15 protein-coding genes are annotated in these 15,644 nt (G+C 57.7%); 5 read left to right on the top strand and 10 right to left on the bottom strand.

Annotated features, from left to right (window positions below; translation table 11 throughout):
* Nucleotides 1-219: 219 nt before the first annotated feature.
* The 4 genes from F6V25_RS04175 to F6V25_RS04160 form a co-directional block, all read right to left on the bottom strand.
* Nucleotides 220-1,506: a homocysteine synthase gene (locus F6V25_RS04175; RefSeq protein ID WP_151127371.1), complete on the bottom strand. Its 1,287-nt coding sequence runs from the start codon at nucleotides 1,504-1,506 to the stop codon at nucleotides 220-222.
* Nucleotides 1,507-1,608: 102 nt separating this feature from the next.
* On the bottom strand, nucleotides 1,609-2,622 hold the full coding sequence (locus F6V25_RS04170; protein ID WP_191966071.1) for a GGDEF domain-containing protein: 1,014 nt from the start codon (nucleotides 2,620-2,622) through the stop codon (nucleotides 1,609-1,611).
* A gap of 71 nt (nucleotides 2,623-2,693) precedes the next feature.
* The gene (locus F6V25_RS04165) at nucleotides 2,694-3,053 is read right to left on the bottom strand and encodes a hypothetical protein (protein ID WP_149305583.1); all 360 of its coding nucleotides are present in this window, start codon (nucleotides 3,051-3,053) and stop codon (nucleotides 2,694-2,696) included.
* 25 nt (nucleotides 3,054-3,078) lie between these two features.
* Complete coding sequence (locus F6V25_RS04160; RefSeq protein ID WP_151127369.1) at nucleotides 3,079-3,687, bottom strand: L-threonylcarbamoyladenylate synthase; 609 nt, start codon at nucleotides 3,685-3,687, stop codon at nucleotides 3,079-3,081.
* Between the two features lie 210 nt (nucleotides 3,688-3,897).
* Here F6V25_RS04160 and F6V25_RS04155 point away from each other — a divergent pair, with 210 nt between their 5' ends.
* Genes F6V25_RS04155 through F6V25_RS04135 form a run of 5 tightly spaced genes read left to right on the top strand, consistent with a single transcriptional unit; the run spans nucleotide 3,898 to nucleotide 9,403 of the window.
* Complete coding sequence (locus F6V25_RS04155; RefSeq protein ID WP_151127368.1) at nucleotides 3,898-4,341, top strand: MarR family winged helix-turn-helix transcriptional regulator; 444 nt, start codon at nucleotides 3,898-3,900, stop codon at nucleotides 4,339-4,341.
* On the top strand, nucleotides 4,322-5,596 hold the full coding sequence (locus F6V25_RS04150) for a TolC family protein (RefSeq protein WP_191966070.1): 1,275 nt from the start codon (nucleotides 4,322-4,324) through the stop codon (nucleotides 5,594-5,596). The genes F6V25_RS04155 and F6V25_RS04150 overlap by 20 nt, the downstream gene beginning before the upstream one ends.
* 24 nt (nucleotides 5,597-5,620) lie before the next feature.
* A complete protein-coding gene (locus F6V25_RS04145) occupies nucleotides 5,621-6,775 on the top strand; it encodes an HlyD family secretion protein (protein WP_151127366.1) in 1,155 nt (384 codons plus the stop codon).
* A 31-nt stretch (nucleotides 6,776-6,806) separates the two neighbouring features.
* Complete coding sequence (locus tag F6V25_RS04140; protein WP_151127365.1) at nucleotides 6,807-8,366, top strand: DHA2 family efflux MFS transporter permease subunit; 1,560 nt, start codon at nucleotides 6,807-6,809, stop codon at nucleotides 8,364-8,366.
* Nucleotides 8,367-8,419: 53 nt separating this feature from the next.
* Nucleotides 8,420-9,403: a methyltransferase gene (locus F6V25_RS04135; RefSeq protein ID WP_151127364.1), complete on the top strand. Its 984-nt coding sequence runs from the start codon at nucleotides 8,420-8,422 to the stop codon at nucleotides 9,401-9,403.
* A 109-nt stretch (nucleotides 9,404-9,512) separates the two neighbouring features.
* Here F6V25_RS04135 and F6V25_RS04130 read toward each other — a convergent pair whose 3' ends face one another.
* The 6 genes from F6V25_RS04130 to F6V25_RS04105 form a co-directional block, all read right to left on the bottom strand.
* A complete protein-coding gene (locus F6V25_RS04130; RefSeq protein ID WP_151127363.1) occupies nucleotides 9,513-10,058 on the bottom strand; it encodes a 2-oxoacid:acceptor oxidoreductase family protein in 546 nt (181 codons plus the stop codon).
* A gap of 28 nt (nucleotides 10,059-10,086) precedes the next feature.
* Nucleotides 10,087-10,902 (bottom strand): 2-oxoacid:ferredoxin oxidoreductase subunit beta, encoded by an 816-nt coding sequence (locus F6V25_RS04125; RefSeq protein ID WP_151127362.1) that lies wholly within the window; start codon nucleotides 10,900-10,902, stop codon nucleotides 10,087-10,089.
* Between the two features lie 2 nt (nucleotides 10,903-10,904).
* Entirely contained in the window at nucleotides 10,905-12,038 is a 1,134-nt protein-coding gene (locus F6V25_RS04120; protein WP_151127361.1) for a 2-oxoacid:acceptor oxidoreductase subunit alpha, read from the bottom strand.
* A 20-nt stretch (nucleotides 12,039-12,058) separates the two neighbouring features.
* Nucleotides 12,059-12,256 (bottom strand): 4Fe-4S binding protein, encoded by a 198-nt coding sequence (locus F6V25_RS04115; protein WP_149210461.1) that lies wholly within the window; start codon nucleotides 12,254-12,256, stop codon nucleotides 12,059-12,061.
* Nucleotides 12,257-12,375: 119 nt separating this feature from the next.
* Nucleotides 12,376-13,329 carry a malate dehydrogenase gene (gene mdh, locus F6V25_RS04110; RefSeq protein WP_149305573.1) on the bottom strand — a complete coding sequence of 318 codons (954 nt, stop codon included), beginning with the start codon at nucleotides 13,327-13,329 and terminating at the stop codon, nucleotides 12,376-12,378.
* 44 nt (nucleotides 13,330-13,373) lie between these two features.
* Nucleotides 13,374-15,599 carry an NADP-dependent isocitrate dehydrogenase gene (locus tag F6V25_RS04105; protein ID WP_151127360.1) on the bottom strand — a complete coding sequence of 742 codons (2,226 nt, stop codon included), beginning with the start codon at nucleotides 15,597-15,599 and terminating at the stop codon, nucleotides 13,374-13,376.
* Nucleotides 15,600-15,644 lie beyond the last annotated feature (45 nt).

The raw sequence follows: 15,644 nt of genomic DNA, 5'->3' as shown, positions 1-15,644 counted from the left end.
GAATCGGGCTCCTGGACGCGGGATGGAATGGTCTAAATTTTTTTATAATACACAAAAACAGAGGTAATCACAAGGGGTGCCTGTCGACGGTTCTCGTCAGCAACGGAAACTTCACGCGACGACATAACGGCGTGCGAAACTTCTCATAAAGCTCAAAAAAGGGCAGCCCAATGGGTTGCCCTTTTTCTGTATGGCACTATCGTGTGGAGCCGGTTCAGCTTACCGCTGGGACGCCTCCAGCGCCTGCTGGATATCGGCTATGATGTCGTCGATATTCTCCAGGCCGATGGAGAGCCTGATGAAGTCCGCCGTAACGCCGGACGCTTCCTGCTCCTCCTCGGAGAGCTGTTGGTGCGTGGTGGAGGCAGGGTGGATGACCAGCGACTTGGCGTCGCCGATATTCGCCAGGTGGGAGAGCAGCTTGACGTTGTCAATGAACTTCTTGCCGGCCTCCATGCCCCCCTTGATGCCGAAACCGATGATGGCCCCCTCCCCTTTGGGCAGGTATTTGCGGGCACGGGCGTGATCCTTGTGGCTGGCCAGACCGGGGTAGTTAACCCAGGCGACGAGCGGGCTTTGCTCCAGCCAGACAGCTACGGCACGGGCGTTTTCCACGTGGCGCGGCATGCGGACGTGCAGCGTTTCCAGCCCTTGAAGGAACTGGAACGAGTTAAAGGGCGACAGGCAGGCACCCATGTCCCGCAGTATCGAAACCCGCATTTTGAGGATATAGGAGAGATTCCCCAAGGCCTCCCAGTATTTCAGACCGTGGTAGGAGGGGTCCGGCTCGGTGAATTCCGGGAACCGGCCGTTGTTCCAGGGGAATTTCCCGCCGTCGACAACGGCTCCGCCGATGCTGGTGCCGTGACCGCCGATAAACTTGGTCAGTGAGTAGACGACAATATCGGCCCCATGCTCCAGCGGCTTGAACAGAAGCGGTGTCGTGACCGTATTGTCGACGATGAAGGGGATTCCGGCCGCATGGGCAATGGCGCCGATGGCCTCGAAATCGTCAACGTTGTTTTTGGGGTTGCCGACCGATTCGGTGTAGACCAAGCGGGTATTTTCGTCGATCGCGCGGCGAACATTCTCGGGGTCCGAAGAATCCACGAACTTCACCGTGATGCCGAGCTTGGGGAGGGTGTAGTGAAAGAGGTTATAGGTCCCGCCGTACAGGTAATTGGTGGAGACGATGTTCTGGCCGGCCTGGGTGATATTGAGCACGGCAGAAGTGATGGCGGCCTGACCCGAGGCGACCGCCAACGCCCCGACGCCGCCCTCCATGGCTGCCAGACGCTGTTCCAGCACGTCGGTGGTGGGGTTCATCAAACGGGTGTAGATATTGCCGGGCTCTTTCAAGCCGAACAGATTGGCTGCGTGCTCGGAATTTTTGAATACATAGGACGAGGTCTGGTAGATGGGTACCGCGCGGGAAAGCGTAGCAGAGTCGGGCGATTGGCCGGCATGGAGCGCTAATGTTTCAATGGCTAGTGTTCTGTTTTCCATGTTTTCCTCCTGGGATGCCGTGATTATGAACAAACGTTACAATTACCTCGCGGGTAAGTCAACTTGATTTGCTTACTTAAAGCCGATCCGTTTTATGTACAATCATGAAGAAGCGATCTTGTGTGCAAACGATCTGATAATCCCTCTCCCGGCCCGTTTGGCGTCATACATGGCCATATCGGCGGCCCGAATCAACTCCACCCTGGTCTGGGCATCCTGCGGGAAGCTGGCCACGCCAAAGCTGGCCGTCAGCCGGATAGGCTGACCGTCATCGGCGCGAAAACCGGCAGAGAGCATGAGATCGAGCAGTTTGGCTGCCATGGCCAATGCCTGTTCACGGCTGGTCTGGGGCAGTACGACAGCATACTCGTCCCCGCCGAAACGCGCAGCCATGTCGCTGGAGCGGATATTGTCGCCAATAAGCCTGCCAAACTCGCTCAGCATCCGGCTCCCGACCAGATGGCCGTGGGCGTCGTTGACGCTCTTCAGATGATCCAGATCAAGAAACACAAGCGACAGGCACGTACCGTAACGGGAGGCGCGTTCGATCTCGGTATCGAGAAGTTGTTCGAAATAACGGGAATTGTACAGGCCGGTCAGGTCGTCGGTGATGACGAGTTCATTGATCCGGTCATAGTTGCGGGCGTTTTCCAGGGCTATGGCGGCAAAGTCGGCAATGGCCGAGATAATCGTCACATCGGCGGCGGTAAAGGGAGGCTCGTCAGAACTGTTGATCAGTTCGACGACACCGATGATCCGCTCCTTGATCATGAGCGGCACGCAGGCGATCGAGCGAGTGGTGAAGGGTATATGGAGGGCGGCATGGGCTGCAAACTGCCCATCTTTCTGCACATCCGGCAAGAGCAGCGGCCTGCCGTGCAAGGCGACCCAACCACCGATGCCCTCCCCCTGTTCAAGCCTGACTCCTTTATGATGTTCGCCCAGGGACGAGGAAGCCACCTCAAGGACCAGCTCTCCGGAAGGCTCATCCACGAGCAACAGCGCCCAAGCCCTGGGCCCGATCAGCCGTTCGGCCTGTTTCAGGATGGCTTCCAGGACATCATGAACCGCAAGGCTTCCGGCCAGCGCCGTGCCGATTTCAATCAACGATGTCAATCCCCCATCCCCTGTCCGGGAACATTTCGCGGGGGCAGCGGCGTCGCCAAGGACCATTACCCGCACCTCAGTCAGATCGTAATTGTATCACCCGGTTGCAGACGTTCCGGCCGGGGCGGCTCATTGAAGGACGATGCCAGCAGGTAGAAAAAGAGCGCCACCGTAGCCAGTACCATGAAAAACATCGGCAGAATGCGCACCTGGACATCACGGGAATCCCCCGGCAGCACCAGGCCGAAGGCGGCCAGGACCACGCCGTAACCGCCAAAGGCCGCGGCCCAGAAGATGCCCAAACGGTACAGGCGCATCTCCGCCGTGTCCGACAGCGAAAACAGATCGGCTATGCCCACATGATAGAAACTGGCCAAAACGATCAGCAGAAGGGCGGCCAGGATAAGGCGCAGGCCGTTTCGAACGGTACGTTTACGCATAAACAGGATCCCTTTTCAGTCTTGATCAGACGCACCACGATACGTCGCCTACACCGGCCCTCAGCACCTCGGGGGTGGTGCCGGTCAACGCCACTACCGAACTAACGTCCGTGGTGAGCAGACCGCCGTCGATGATGTAATCGAGCTGATGCCCAAATGTTTCTTCAATGATGAGCGGGTCGCCGACCGGGTCCTCCCCGGAAAGGTTGGCGCTGGTGGTTATGATCGGATTTCCCAGCGCCAGGACCACGTCCAGGCAGATACGGTTGTCCGGAATCCTGATCCCCGCCGTTTTCTGCCGGGTCAAGAGCAGGTCGGGCACATCACGGGTGGCCTCCAGCACAAAGGTGTAGGGGCCGGGGAGAAAACGTTTCATGATCTTGAAGGCATTATTGTCGACCCTGGCATAATGGGCGACCTCGGACAGGCTTGAACAGATGAACGAAAACGGTTTACGCCGCTCGCGTCCCTTCATGAGGTAGATACGCTCGATCCCCTTTTTGTTGAAGATGGAGCAGCCGATGCCATAGGTCGTATCGGTAGGATAGGCAATAATGCCGCCATTTTTCAGGCAGTCCACAACACGGGCAACCTGGTGGGGCTGGGGATGTTCGGAGTCCAGGGTCAGCAACATGTCAGTGATGGTTCCCTTAAACCGGCAGCCGTTCCGCCGGGAATTTCATGCCGTTTCGCACGGTCACATATTTATTGCATGATTCCATATAAATTCAAACTATTTCTTGCAACGTACCGATACGCCGTTCATATCGCCATCGCCCTATTGACAGCATACTGACTATATGCATAATGACTATTATTATAGATGGGTGAGGGTCTCCACGCCATGTACCATATTGAAAAAAGTGTTGGTTTTTTGCTGGCAAAGGCCTACCAACGGGCTTTTGCGCTCTTCAGGGAGGAGTTGGAGGAATTTGATCTGACGCCTCCCCAATACGCTATCCTTGCCTTCCTCTGGCAGCAGGACGGGTTGACCCAGGTGGAATTGTCCGAAAAAAGCCAGGTCGATCGTACCACCTTGGGAGGGCTGATAGACCGTTTGGAAAAATACGGTCTGGTTGAGCGGCACACACATCCTCATGACCGGCGGGCGTATCAGATCAAGCTCACTCCCCGGGGGAGATCACTGGAACCCCAGTTGCGGGAATGTTCGAAAAATGCCTTGGCAAAACTCACCAGCGGCTTGAGCAAAAAAGATGTTGCCGAACTTGAACGCATATTGGAAATTCTTCGCGGAGAAACGAGGGTATATGAGAAACCTACTTTTTAGCCTCTTCACGGGCGGCATTTTTCTGATCGCCACCTCTGCCTGGGCGGCTCCGCTCACGTTGCAGGACTGCCTGGAACGGGCCAGAGAACACAATCCCGGCCTCAGGGCGGCGGCCTGGACTCCCCGGATAGCCGAACAGGACATTCGCCAGACATCGGCGGCAAACTATCCCCGCATCGATGCACAGGCCGCTTATACCATGCAGCAAGCCGCACAGGGCGCAAAGATCGCTGGCACTCAAGCCGAGACCCAACAGGCGGACTACGCCTCTGTCGGGCTCTCCGCTACCTACACCATCTACGACTTCGGCCGCCGGAACGCCAGGCAACGGATGACCATGGCCCTTGCCGACTCCTCAGTCCAATCCTTTGAAGCCCGCCGCACGGACGTAGCCTTGCAGGTGATCGAAGCCTACTTCTCCATCCTGGAAACCCGCAAGCTGATTGCAGCGGCCGCGGACGAGGTCGCCCAGGTGGAAGAACACCGCCGCGTGGCCCAGGCACTGTTCGAGGAGGGGGCCGTTACCCGCAACGATGTGCTACAGGCCGAGGTACGCCTGTCTGCGGCCAGGCAGAAGCTTCTGACCATGAAGAACCGCTTGGAAAACAACTGGCTTCAACTCAATTATCTGACCGATTCCCAACCCGGGTTTCGCGCGGAACTGGATGAGGGAGTCTCCCTAGCGAGCGGCGCGGCGACGCCGGTAGACGAAAGCGATGCACTCTCCCGACGCCATGATGTCCTGGCCCTGCGCCACGGCGTGGAAGCCAGCGATATGGAGGTGCGCGAAAGCAAGGCCGCATTCTACCCGGAACTCTACACCCAGGCCGCCCTCAACTACGTGCAAAACGACAAGGCGCTGGAACAGACCATCATGGCGGCAACCATCGGCGTCAAGGTTAACCTGTTCGACGGCTTCGCCTCCACCGCAAACACGGAAAAGGCCGTGCGCAACCGTTCCAGAAATCAGGACGCCCTGCGTCAGGCAGAATCCCAGGTGCATCTGGAGATCGACACCTCCCGCAACGATGTCGACGTGGCCAAGGAACGGATCGGCGTGGCGGAAACCGCCATCCGTCAGAGCGAGGAGAACCTGCGCATCAACAGAGAGCGGTATCGGGAGCGGGTCGGCACGGCAACGGAAGTGCTGGATGCCCAGACCCTGGTCACCCAGGCCAAGACCGACTACTACAGTGCACTGTACGACTACCAGGTTTCCCAGGCCCGTCTGAAACGCGCCGTGGGAGAGCTTTAACCAATTACGCCAGCGGAGGAAGTAATGGCAGACGATACGAGCACAGCAACGTCAGAGGGAAAAACACCGACCGCCACGGGAACCACCCCGCCACCGTTCGACACGACGGCACCGGGGACGGAGGATGCCAACAAACAGGGTAATAACAAGCGCCGCAAAGCGCTTGTCATCCTCCTGATCATCTTCATCGCTGGGGGATGGTTCGGACTAAAATGGTTGATCAAAAGCAAGACCCACATCGAAACCGACAACGCATTCATCGAGGCCCGCATCGTCCCGGTTTCCGCCAAGGTTTCCGGCACCGTGACGCGCGTGCTGGTGAACGACAACCAGTTGGTCAAGCAAGGGGACCTGCTGGTGGAGCTTGACGACCGCGACTACCGGGTGAAAGTCGCCCAGACCGAGGCTGGCGTCGGTATGGCGGAAAACGAAACCGGTGGAGAATACCAGAAGGTTGAAGGGGCGCGGGCGAGCCTCCAGTCGGCCCGGGCCACCTACGACCAGGCGGTGCTGGACCTGACCCGCGGCGAAGCACTCTTCAGCCGCGAGGTGATCCCCAAGGAACAACTCGACCGCCTCAGAACCGCCAAGCGGGTCGCCGACTCCAAACAGAAAGAAGCGGCCGAGGCCCTCAAACGCGCCCAGGCCGAGGCGGGGCTGTCCAACCGGGACGGCAACAAGGCGCGAATAGCCCAACGCAAGGCGCAAATGGATGAGGCCAAACTGCAGCTCTCCTACACCAAGGTCTTTGCGCCCAGGGATGGCTATATAACGCGCAAGTCCATCGAGCCGGGCACCAACATCCAGGCGGGGCAGTCCCTCATGGCGCTGGTGCCGCTGCAGGACGCCTGGATTACGGCCAACTACAAGGAAAGCCAGCTGACCTATATCAAGCCCGGCCAAAAAGTGGAATTCACGGTGGACACCTATCCGGGACGAACCTTCAGCGGCAGCGTGGACAGCATCATGGCCGGCACCGGCGCGGCGTTTTCCCTGCTCCCTCCGGAAAACGCCACCGGCAACTACGTCAAGGTTGTCCAGCGAATCCCGGTAAAGATTACCATCGACAACAGCTCGGACCCGGAGCACCTCCTGCGGGTGGGAATGAGCGTCATCCCCACGGTACTGGTGGGCCGGAGCACCTCTGACATACTCAAGGATCTGAACCCCTTTAACTGAGTCGAGCGGGCGAGAGAATAGCGGATCTTCCATGTCCACATCCGAAGACAAAAATATCAATAAATGGCTGATCACCATCTCGGTCATGCTCCCGACCATCATGGAGATCATCGACACCTCGGTGGCCAACGTGGCCCTGCCCCACATGCAGGGGAGCCTCAACGCCGGAACCGACGAGGTCACCTGGGTATTGACCTCCTATCTGGTCAGCAATGCCGTGGTGCTTCCCATGACCGGCTGGCTGGCGCGGGTCTTCGGGCGAAAACGCTTTCTGATGACCTGCATCGCGTTGTTCACCTTGGCTTCCCTTTTGTGCGGCTCAGCCCCCAATCTGGCCTCGCTGATCTTCTTCCGCGTGTTGCAGGGCGCAGCTGGAGGCGCCCTTATCCCCATGGGTCAGGCCATCATGATGGAGACATTCCCGCCGAACCAGCGGGGCATGGCCATGGCCATCTTCGGCATCGGGGCCATGACCGGCCCGATCGTCGGCCCGGCGCTGGGGGGCTGGATCACCGACAACCTCAACTGGCGCTGGATCTTCTACATCAACCTGCCCGTAGGTATCATCGCCTTCATCATGTGCGCCTTCTTCATCTACGACCCGGCCTATCTCAAACGCAAAGAACGAATCTCCATCGACTACTGGGGGCTGTTCCTGCTCACCGCCAGCATGGGATCGCTTCAGGTGGTCTTGGACAAGGGGCAGCAGGACGACTGGTTCAGTTCGCGGTTCATCATCACGTTCAGCGTGATCACCGTCATCTCTCTGATAGCGCTGATCTGGGTCGAGTTGACCCACGAGCATCCCATCATCAACCTGCGCCTGTTCAAGAACGTCTCGTTTTCAGCCGGCAACTTCATCATGTTCGTGGTCGGTTTCTGCCTGTACAGTTCGATCATGCTGATCCCGCTCTTCCTGCAAACCCTGATGGGGTATTCGGCCACCAACGCCGGCATGGTCATGGCCCCCGGCGGTGTGGCCACCCTCATAACCATGCCCTTTGTGGGCGCAGCCCTGGCGAAGCGCGACGGCCGCAAGATCGTATTCATCGGCCTACTCATCGGTGCCGCCTCCATGTTCATCATGCAGGGGCTCAACCTGCAAGGGGCATTCTGGAACTTTACCTGGCCGCGCATTGTCCTGGGTTTCGGCCTGGCCATGATCTTCGTGCCCTTGACCACCGTTACCCTGGCCACCATCCCCAAACCGGAAATGGGCAACGCCACCGGCATGTTCAACCTGCTGCGCAACATCGGCGGCAGCGTCGGCATCGCCATGGCCACCACCCTCCTCGCACGTCTGGAACAGTTCTACCAGAACAATCTGGTCGCCCATATCTCGCCCTATAATCCGGCCTGGCAGATGCGTTTCGAGGGCCTGAAACAAGCCCTGGTCGCCAAGGGGATCGCCGTAAGCCAGGCCGACCGGACGGCCTTGGGCATGATGTACGGGGCTCTGCGCAAACAGGCCGGCGCCCAGGCCTTCAACCGTATCTTCTTCATCATCGGACTGACCTTTCTGGCCATCCTCCCGCTGCTGTTCCTCCTGAAGCGGACCTCACATCAGGAGGAGGGCGGCATGGGGCACTAACTGGTTGCCATCGGGAGTTTCCAGATGGAAACAAACCGCGAAAGGAGCATCGCATGACCCTGCCGGAACTATTGCAACTCTCGGGAAGCTACTGGAGCACCTGCACGCTGCACGCAGGTGTCAAGCTGGATGTTTTCACCCCTCTGGCCGACCGGCCCCTGACCGTTTCCCAGCTGGCGCGCCTTATTGCCGCCGATGAGCGCGGCCTTGACATGCTGCTGAATGCACTTACCGCCATGGACCTGCTCTCCAAGGAGGAGGGAACGTTCCGCGCCACCCCCTTCAGCGCCGAATACCTCTCCACGACATCCGACACCTACATGGGGCATATCATCATGCACCACCACCATCTGGTGGAGGGATGGAGCCGCCTGGACGAGGCGGTAAAAAACGGTGCCCCGGTGCGCAGGCGTTCGTCCCACGAGGCCAGCGCAGCGGAGCGGGAGAGTTTTTTGCTGGGCATGTTCAACCTTGCCTCCCTCCTAGCACCCAAGGTAGCGGCGCAGATCGAGCTGAACGGCCGCCGCAGGATGCTCGATCTGGCAGGTGGGCCGGGCACCTATGCCATCCATTTCTGCAAACGAAATCCCGACCTGACCGCGGTTATCTTCGACCTGCCCACCACCCGCCCTTTTGCCGAACAAACCGTGGACCGATTCGGCCTCTCCGGGCGCATCGCCTTCAGCGCTGGCGATATCACCACTGACGACATCGGCACCGGCTATGACGTGGTATGGGTTTCCCACCTGTTGCACAGTGAAGGACCCGCAGCCTGCGCGGCGATCGTCGCCAAGGCCGCCGCCGCCCTGAATGACGGGGGCCTGCTGCTGATCCAGGAATTTATCCTGGACGACACCCGGGCGGCCCCACTCCACCCTGCCCTGTTTTCGCTCAACATGCTGGTGGGGACGCCAGCCGGGAAATCCTATGCCCAGGGAGAGTTGCAGGAGATGATGAAGGCAGCCGGTCTCAGGGACACACGGCGTCTGGAGATCGACCTTCCCAACGGCGCGGGGATCATGGCGGGAACACGTTAGTGCCCCGTGCGGTTAGTCGTAGGGCACAGGACAATGGATGGAAAACTATAAAAGGCCCGGTGCAAACGCACCGGGCCTTCTCTAGTGTGGGACTGCTGACACGCAAGCTTTAGATCTTGGCGGCCAGAGCCTTTTCGTAGCCCATGCTGAAGGCCTTCTTGTTCAGTTCCAGGAACGCCTCGGGAACGCTGGAGAGTACGGCCTTCTCCGCGTTTTCCCGGCTTACCTGGCCGGTCAGGGCAACCATGGCGCCCAAGGCCACGATATTGGCAACGATCTCGCGACCCACCTCGTTCTTGGCGGTATTGATGATCGGAAAGGCCACGGTCTTGAAATTGCCTTTGGGCAGCGTCGTGACCAGGTCGGAGTCAACCAGCAGGACGCCCCCGTCCTTGAGGTCATGGGAGTACTTGTTACAGGCCTCCTGGGTCATGGCCAGCAGTGCGTCGCACGCGGTAACCTTGGGGTAGTCGATCGGTCCATCGGAGATGATGACCTCCGACTTGGATGCGCCGCCGCGGGCCTCAGGGCCGTAACTCTGGGACTGGACGGCCTGCTTTCCTTCGTAGATGGAGGCGGCTTTTGCCATAATGATCCCGGCGGTGATCAGCCCCTGTCCGCCTGCGCCGGAAAATCTGAGTTCATATCTGGACATTCTCTATCGCTCCTTTTTCCTGTAATGATTACTTGGCCTGGGCGCGCTCGATCACCTTGGCATACTCGGTGGTGTACTCCGGCTTTTCTTCCTTGTAGAGGACACCGGTAAGGACCTTGCCCTGCAACTGCTCGGCGGTCATTTTTTCGGCGGCCTTGACCGGAACGGAGGTCTCCTTCAGATGGTTCATCATCTCGATGACCGATTTGAACTTGTTGCGGCGACCGTAGGTGGTCGGGCAGTCGTCCAGGATCTCCACCACGGAGAAGCCTTTGTGCTGAATGGCTTCAGCGATCAGTTTATCGATCTGCGTGGCGTGGTAGGCGGTGCCACGGGCCACGAAAGTTGCGCCGGCGCCGATGGCCAGTTTGGCGATATCGAAGGGGGGATCAGGGTTGCCGTAGGGGGTCGTGGATGCCTTGGCGCCGGTCGGCGTGGCGGGGGAGAACTGGCCGCCGGTCATGCCGTAAATCTTGTTGTTGAGGATGATATAGGTCATGTCGATATTGCGGCGGCAGGCGTGGATGAAATGGTTGCCGCCGATGGCGGTGCCGTCGCCGTCACCACCCACCAGAATTACATTCATCTCTGGTTTGGCCATCTTGACGCCCGTGGCGAAAGCCGCGGCGCGACCGTGGGCGGTATGCAGGGTGCAGCAGTCCATATAGCCGGGAAGACGGGATGCACAGCCGATGCCGGAGACGATGGCGGTGTTTTTGGTATCCAGCTGCAGCGAATCAATCGCCCTGATGAGCCCCTTCATGACGATGCCGTGGCCGCAGCCGGGGCACCAGATGTGGGGCAATTTGCCGGGACGAATATACTTATCGTAATCAAAAGCCATGGTTATTTAACCTCCTTGATCTTCGCGACAATCTGATCGGGATTGATCGGCTCACCGTCAACGCGGAAGATGCCGAGGACCGGAACCTTCCCCTGGGCGCATCGTTCGACCTCTCCGGTGCACATGCCCAGGTTCATCTCCGGGGTTACGAAACCCTTGACCTTGCCGGCCAGGGCCTTGATCTGCTTGTCCGGGAACGGCCAGAAGGTCTTGATGCGGAACATGCCGGCCTTGATGCCCTGCTCGCGGGCCGCATTGACGGCGTAGCGGGCGGAGCGGGAGGTGGAACCGTAGGCAATGACCACAACCTCGGCGTCATCCAGCAGATATTCCTCGAAGGTGACGATGTCGTCCACGTTGGCGTTAACCTTGCGGACCTGACGTTCCTCTTCGGCCTGGACAATCTCGGCCTTGGTGGTGGGGAAACCGTCCTGCATCTTGTTGAGGCCGGTGACATGAAATTTGTAACCGGTGCCGTACGAGGCCAAGGGCGGCACATCACCAAAGCTGGTGTCGTAGGGCTTGTACTGCTCGGGGGGGACGGTTGGCGCCTTGCGGGGCACAACCTCGATCTCGCCCGGCTCGGGGAATACGATACGCTCACGCATATGGGCCACGATCTCGTCCGGCATGACCATGACCGGAGTGCGGTACTTTTCGGAGAGGTTGAAGGCGCGAATAATCTCTTCGTAGGTCTCCTGCACCGAAGCCGGCACCAGCAAGATTGCCGGGTGATCGCCGTGGGTGCCCCACTTGGCTGCCATCACGTCCGACTGGCTCGGTCCGGTGGGCATACCGGTGGAGGGACCGCCACGCATGACGTTGTAGATAACGCAAGGGATCTCGGCGATGCAACCGTAACCGATCAGTTCCTGTTTGAGGGAAAGACCGGGGCCGGAGGTGGCGGTCAGAACCTTGGAACCGGCCAGGGAGGCGCCCAGGATGGCCGCCATGGCGCCGATCTCATCCTCCATCTGGATGAATTTGCCGCCCAGTTTGGGAAGTTCCAAGGAACAGACTTCCGCGACCTCTGTCGAGGGTGTGATCGGGTATCCGGCGAAAAAGTTGCAGCCGGCGTAGATGGCGCCGTGGGCTGCGGCCTCGTTACCCTGAAGAAACGCTACTTTTTTTGCCACTGTTCATTCCTCCCGTATAATTAGTCGGTTATAACTTTTATTGCAAAATCGGGGCACCTCAGTTCGCACTGCATGCACTTGATGCAGGCTTCCAGGTTCTTGACGGAGGCGACAAAGCCCTTCATCTCAAGAACCTTGGTGGGGCAGAATTCCACACAGATATGGCACCCCTTGCAGTACTTTTCGATAATCTCGATCTTTGGCAGTGTTTTTTCCATCTGGAAAGACTCCTTTATTCCGTAGTAAATAGTGTGAAATATCAGGCCAAATGTGGCAAAAGAAGGGCGCTAGCCCTTCTTTTGCATTTCCAAACAAGAGCCTGACTCGCTTCCGAGAACTATTTGAGGCTGTCGACCAGGCTTTTGACCGCAGCGACAGACTTGTCCATCATTGCTTGCTCTTCGGCATCAAGGGCAAACTCCAGAATATTTTCCACGCCATTGGAGCCGAGGACCGCCGGTACGCCGACGTAGTAGCCCTTGACGCCATACTCGCCCTGCAGGAAGCAGCAGGTGGGCAGCACGCGTTTTTGGTCCTTGAGGATCGATTCGGCCATGGAAATAGCCGCGGAGGCAGGGGAGTAAAATGCCGAACCGGTCTTGAGCAGGGCCACGACTTCGCCGCCAGCGCCACGGGTGCGCTTGACCATGGCCTCCATGACTTCCTTGGCCTTGGCCTTATCCTTGTATTTACGCTCGAGGAGTTCCAGGACCGGGATGCCTTTAACGCTGGCATAGCGAACCAGCGGCACCATATCGTCGCCGTGGCCGCCCAGGGTCATGGCGGTGACGTCCTTCACGGACACACCCAATTCCCAGGCGATGAAGGCTTCGAAACGGGCGGAGTCGAGCACGCCGGCCTGGCCGATGACGCGGTTGTAGGGGAAACCGGTGATGCGCTGCAGCAGGGTAACCATGGCGTCCAGCGGGTTGGAGATGACGATCACGAAGGAGTTGGGGGCGTACTGTTTGATCCCCTCGCCAACGCTTGCGATGATCTTGGAATTGACTTCAATCAAGTCGTCACGGCTCATGCCCGGTTTGCGGGGGAGGCCCGCAGTAACGATGACCACATCGGATCCGGCGATATCCTTGTAGTCGTTGGTGCCTTTCAGCTCGACATCGAAACCGTCAATCGGAGAAGCCTCAGCGATATCGAGGCACTTGCCTTGGGGCAAACCTTCGACGATATCAAACAGGACCACATCGCCCAGTTCACGCAGAGCCGCCAGTTGAGCAAGAACGCCACCGATCTGTCCGCCACCAATAAGAGCAATCTTTTTCCGTGCCATACTGTTTTCCTCCTCGAATATTTTTGTTCTGCTTCTTAATTCCTTTAGGCAATAGCGTCCACTATTGCATTTAAGGTTGCGCTGGGACGCATTGCCTTTTCCGTCTTTGCCGGGTCCGGCTGATAATAGCCGCCGATATCCTGCGGTTTTCCCTGGGCACCGATCAACTCCTCGTTGATCTTTGCCTCATTTTCCTTAAGCTGCTGCGCTACCTTGGCAAAACGCGCCGCGAGGTCCTTGTCCTTGGTCTGCTCTGCCAATGCTTCAGCCCAGTACATTGCCAGGTAGAAATGACTGCCTCTGTTGTCAATCTGACCAACTTTGCGGGCCGGGTTCTTGTTGTTTTCAAGGAACTTGGTATTTGCCTGATCAAGCGTATCGGCCAAGAGCTGGGCTTTCTCATTCTTGAAGGTACTGGCCAGGTGTTCCAGCGATACCCCCAGCGCCAGGAATTCACCGAGTGAATCCCAGCGCAAGTACCCTTCCTGTAGAAACTGCTGAACATGCTTGGGTGCCGAGCCGCCGGCTCCCGTCTCGAAGAGGCCGCCACCAGCCAGAAGCGGGACAATCGAGAGCATTTTCGCGCTGGTACCCAGTTCAAGAATCGGAAACAGGTCGGTCAGATAATCCCTCAAGGCATTTCCGGTGACGGAGATGGTATCCTGACCGGCTTTTGCCCGGGGAAGCGTGAAGCGCATGGCATCCACAGGAGTCATGATATGGATTTCGAGGCCGCTGGTATCGTGGTCTTTCAGGTATTTGTTGACCTTTTCGATCATCTGGGCATCATGGGCTCTATTTTTGTCCAGCCAGAACACAGCCGGCGCCCCGGTTGCCCGCGCCCGTTTTACCGCCAGTTTGACCCAATCCTGGATCGGCAGGTCTTTTGCTTGGCAACCGCGCCAGATATCCCCTGCCTCCACGGTGTGCTGCATCAACACTTCGCCAGACTCATCAACAACGCGCACCGTGCCATCTGCAGGGACCTTGAAGGTCTTGTCGTGAGAGCCGTACTCTTCCGCCTTTTGTGCCATGAGCCCCACATTGGAGACAGAACCCATGGTGGTCGGATCGAACTGACCGTTTTTCTTGCAGAAATCGATGCACTCCTGATACCACTCCGAATAACACGTATCCGGGATCACGCATTTTACATCGTGCAGTTTTCCGTCCGGCCCCCACATCCCGCCGGAGTCGCGAATGACAACCGGCATGGAGGCATCGATGATGATGTCATTACTTGCATGCAGATTGGTGATGCCCTTGTCCGAATCCACCATCGCCAGCGCAGGCCGTTTCTTGTAAACTTCCTGAATATCCGCTTCTATCTCGGCCCGTTTGGCTTCCGGCAGCTTCTGAATCTTCAAATACAGGTCGCCCATGCCAAGATCAGGATTAACTCCGAGCTTTTTAAAGGTGGCCGCATGTTTTTCGAATACATCTTTATAGTAGACGGAAACAAAATGGCCGAACATGATGGGGTCGGATATCTTCATCATGGTTGCCTTGAGGTGCACGGAGAACAACACACCCTTTGCTTTAGCGTCTTCAATCTGTTCTTCAATGAATTTACGCAGGGCGCATGCACTCATGAACGAACCATCGAACACTTCGCCAGCCTGAAGAGGCAGCTTTTCTTTTAGAACCGTAACCTTACCGGCCTGATCCACGTGCTCGATTTTCACATTGCCGGCTTTTTTCATGGTAATGGATTTTTCGCTATGATAAAAATCCCCGGCATTCATATGCGCAACATGAGTCTTTGAGTCTGCGCTCCATGCGCCCATTTTATGCGGATGCTTCTTGGCATATTCCTTAACCGCGCGCGCCGATCTCCTGTCGGAGTTACCTTCTCTCAAAACAGGGTTTACGGCACTTCCCAGGCACTTGGCATAGCGGGCGTGAAGTGTTTTTTCTGCATCTGTTTTCGGTTCTTCAGGGTAGTCCGGAATATTGTAACCCTTTTCCTGCAATTCCTTGATAGCGGCCTTCAATTGTGGGATCGAAGCACTGACGTTGGGCAACTTGATGATATTGGCTTCCGGTTTCTGAGTAAGCGCCCCCAGCTCTGCCAAATAATCAGGCATCTTCTGGCTTTCCGTCAGGTTTTCCGGGAAATTGGCGATGATCCTTCCTGCAACAGAGATGTCTCGTGTTTCAACGACAACGCCGGCCGCCTTGGTGAAGGCATTGACGATGGGAAGCAAAGAGTACGTTGCCAGTGCGGGTGCTTCATCGATTTTTGACCAAATAATTTTTTGTGTCGTCATTGCGTGTTCCTCTCCTTAGTTTTTTATCGTTAGCGGAAACATTCG

Source organism: Oryzomonas japonica, from assembly GCF_008802365.1.
GTDB classification, from domain to species: domain Bacteria; phylum Desulfobacterota; class Desulfuromonadia; order Geobacterales; family Pseudopelobacteraceae; genus Oryzomonas; species Oryzomonas japonica.
Note: the sequence above shows the minus strand (reverse complement) of the source record. Positions and strands in the feature narration are given on the sequence as shown.

What these genes read in the sequence shown, in the direction of transcription:
- F6V25_RS04160 (WP_151127369.1), bottom strand. Translation starts at nt 3,687, where the DNA reads ATGTTGCTGACCCTGGACTCCGAACATCCCCAGCCCCACCAGGTTGCC.
- F6V25_RS04130 (WP_151127363.1), bottom strand. Translation starts at nt 10,058, where the DNA reads ATGTCCAGATATGAACTCAGATTTTCCGGCGCAGGCGGACAGGGGCTG.
- F6V25_RS04150 (WP_191966070.1), top strand. Translation starts at nt 4,322, where the DNA reads ATGAGAAACCTACTTTTTAGCCTCTTCACGGGCGGCATTTTTCTGATC.
- F6V25_RS04135 (WP_151127364.1), top strand. Translation starts at nt 8,420, where the DNA reads ATGACCCTGCCGGAACTATTGCAACTCTCGGGAAGCTACTGGAGCACC.
- F6V25_RS04145 (WP_151127366.1), top strand. Translation starts at nt 5,621, where the DNA reads ATGGCAGACGATACGAGCACAGCAACGTCAGAGGGAAAAACACCGACC.
- F6V25_RS04105 (WP_151127360.1), bottom strand. Translation starts at nt 15,599, where the DNA reads ATGACGACACAAAAAATTATTTGGTCAAAAATCGATGAAGCACCCGCA.
- mdh (WP_149305573.1), bottom strand. Translation starts at nt 13,329, where the DNA reads ATGGCACGGAAAAAGATTGCTCTTATTGGTGGCGGACAGATCGGTGGC.
- F6V25_RS04115 (WP_149210461.1), bottom strand. Translation starts at nt 12,256, where the DNA reads ATGGAAAAAACACTGCCAAAGATCGAGATTATCGAAAAGTACTGCAAG.
- F6V25_RS04175 (WP_151127371.1), bottom strand. Translation starts at nt 1,506, where the DNA reads ATGGAAAACAGAACACTAGCCATTGAAACATTAGCGCTCCATGCCGGC.
- F6V25_RS04125 (WP_151127362.1), bottom strand. Translation starts at nt 10,902, where the DNA reads ATGGCTTTTGATTACGATAAGTATATTCGTCCCGGCAAATTGCCCCAC.
- F6V25_RS04140 (WP_151127365.1), top strand. Translation starts at nt 6,807, where the DNA reads ATGTCCACATCCGAAGACAAAAATATCAATAAATGGCTGATCACCATC.
- F6V25_RS04155 (WP_151127368.1), top strand. Translation starts at nt 3,898, where the DNA reads ATGTACCATATTGAAAAAAGTGTTGGTTTTTTGCTGGCAAAGGCCTAC.
- F6V25_RS04165 (WP_149305583.1), bottom strand. Translation starts at nt 3,053, where the DNA reads ATGCGTAAACGTACCGTTCGAAACGGCCTGCGCCTTATCCTGGCCGCC.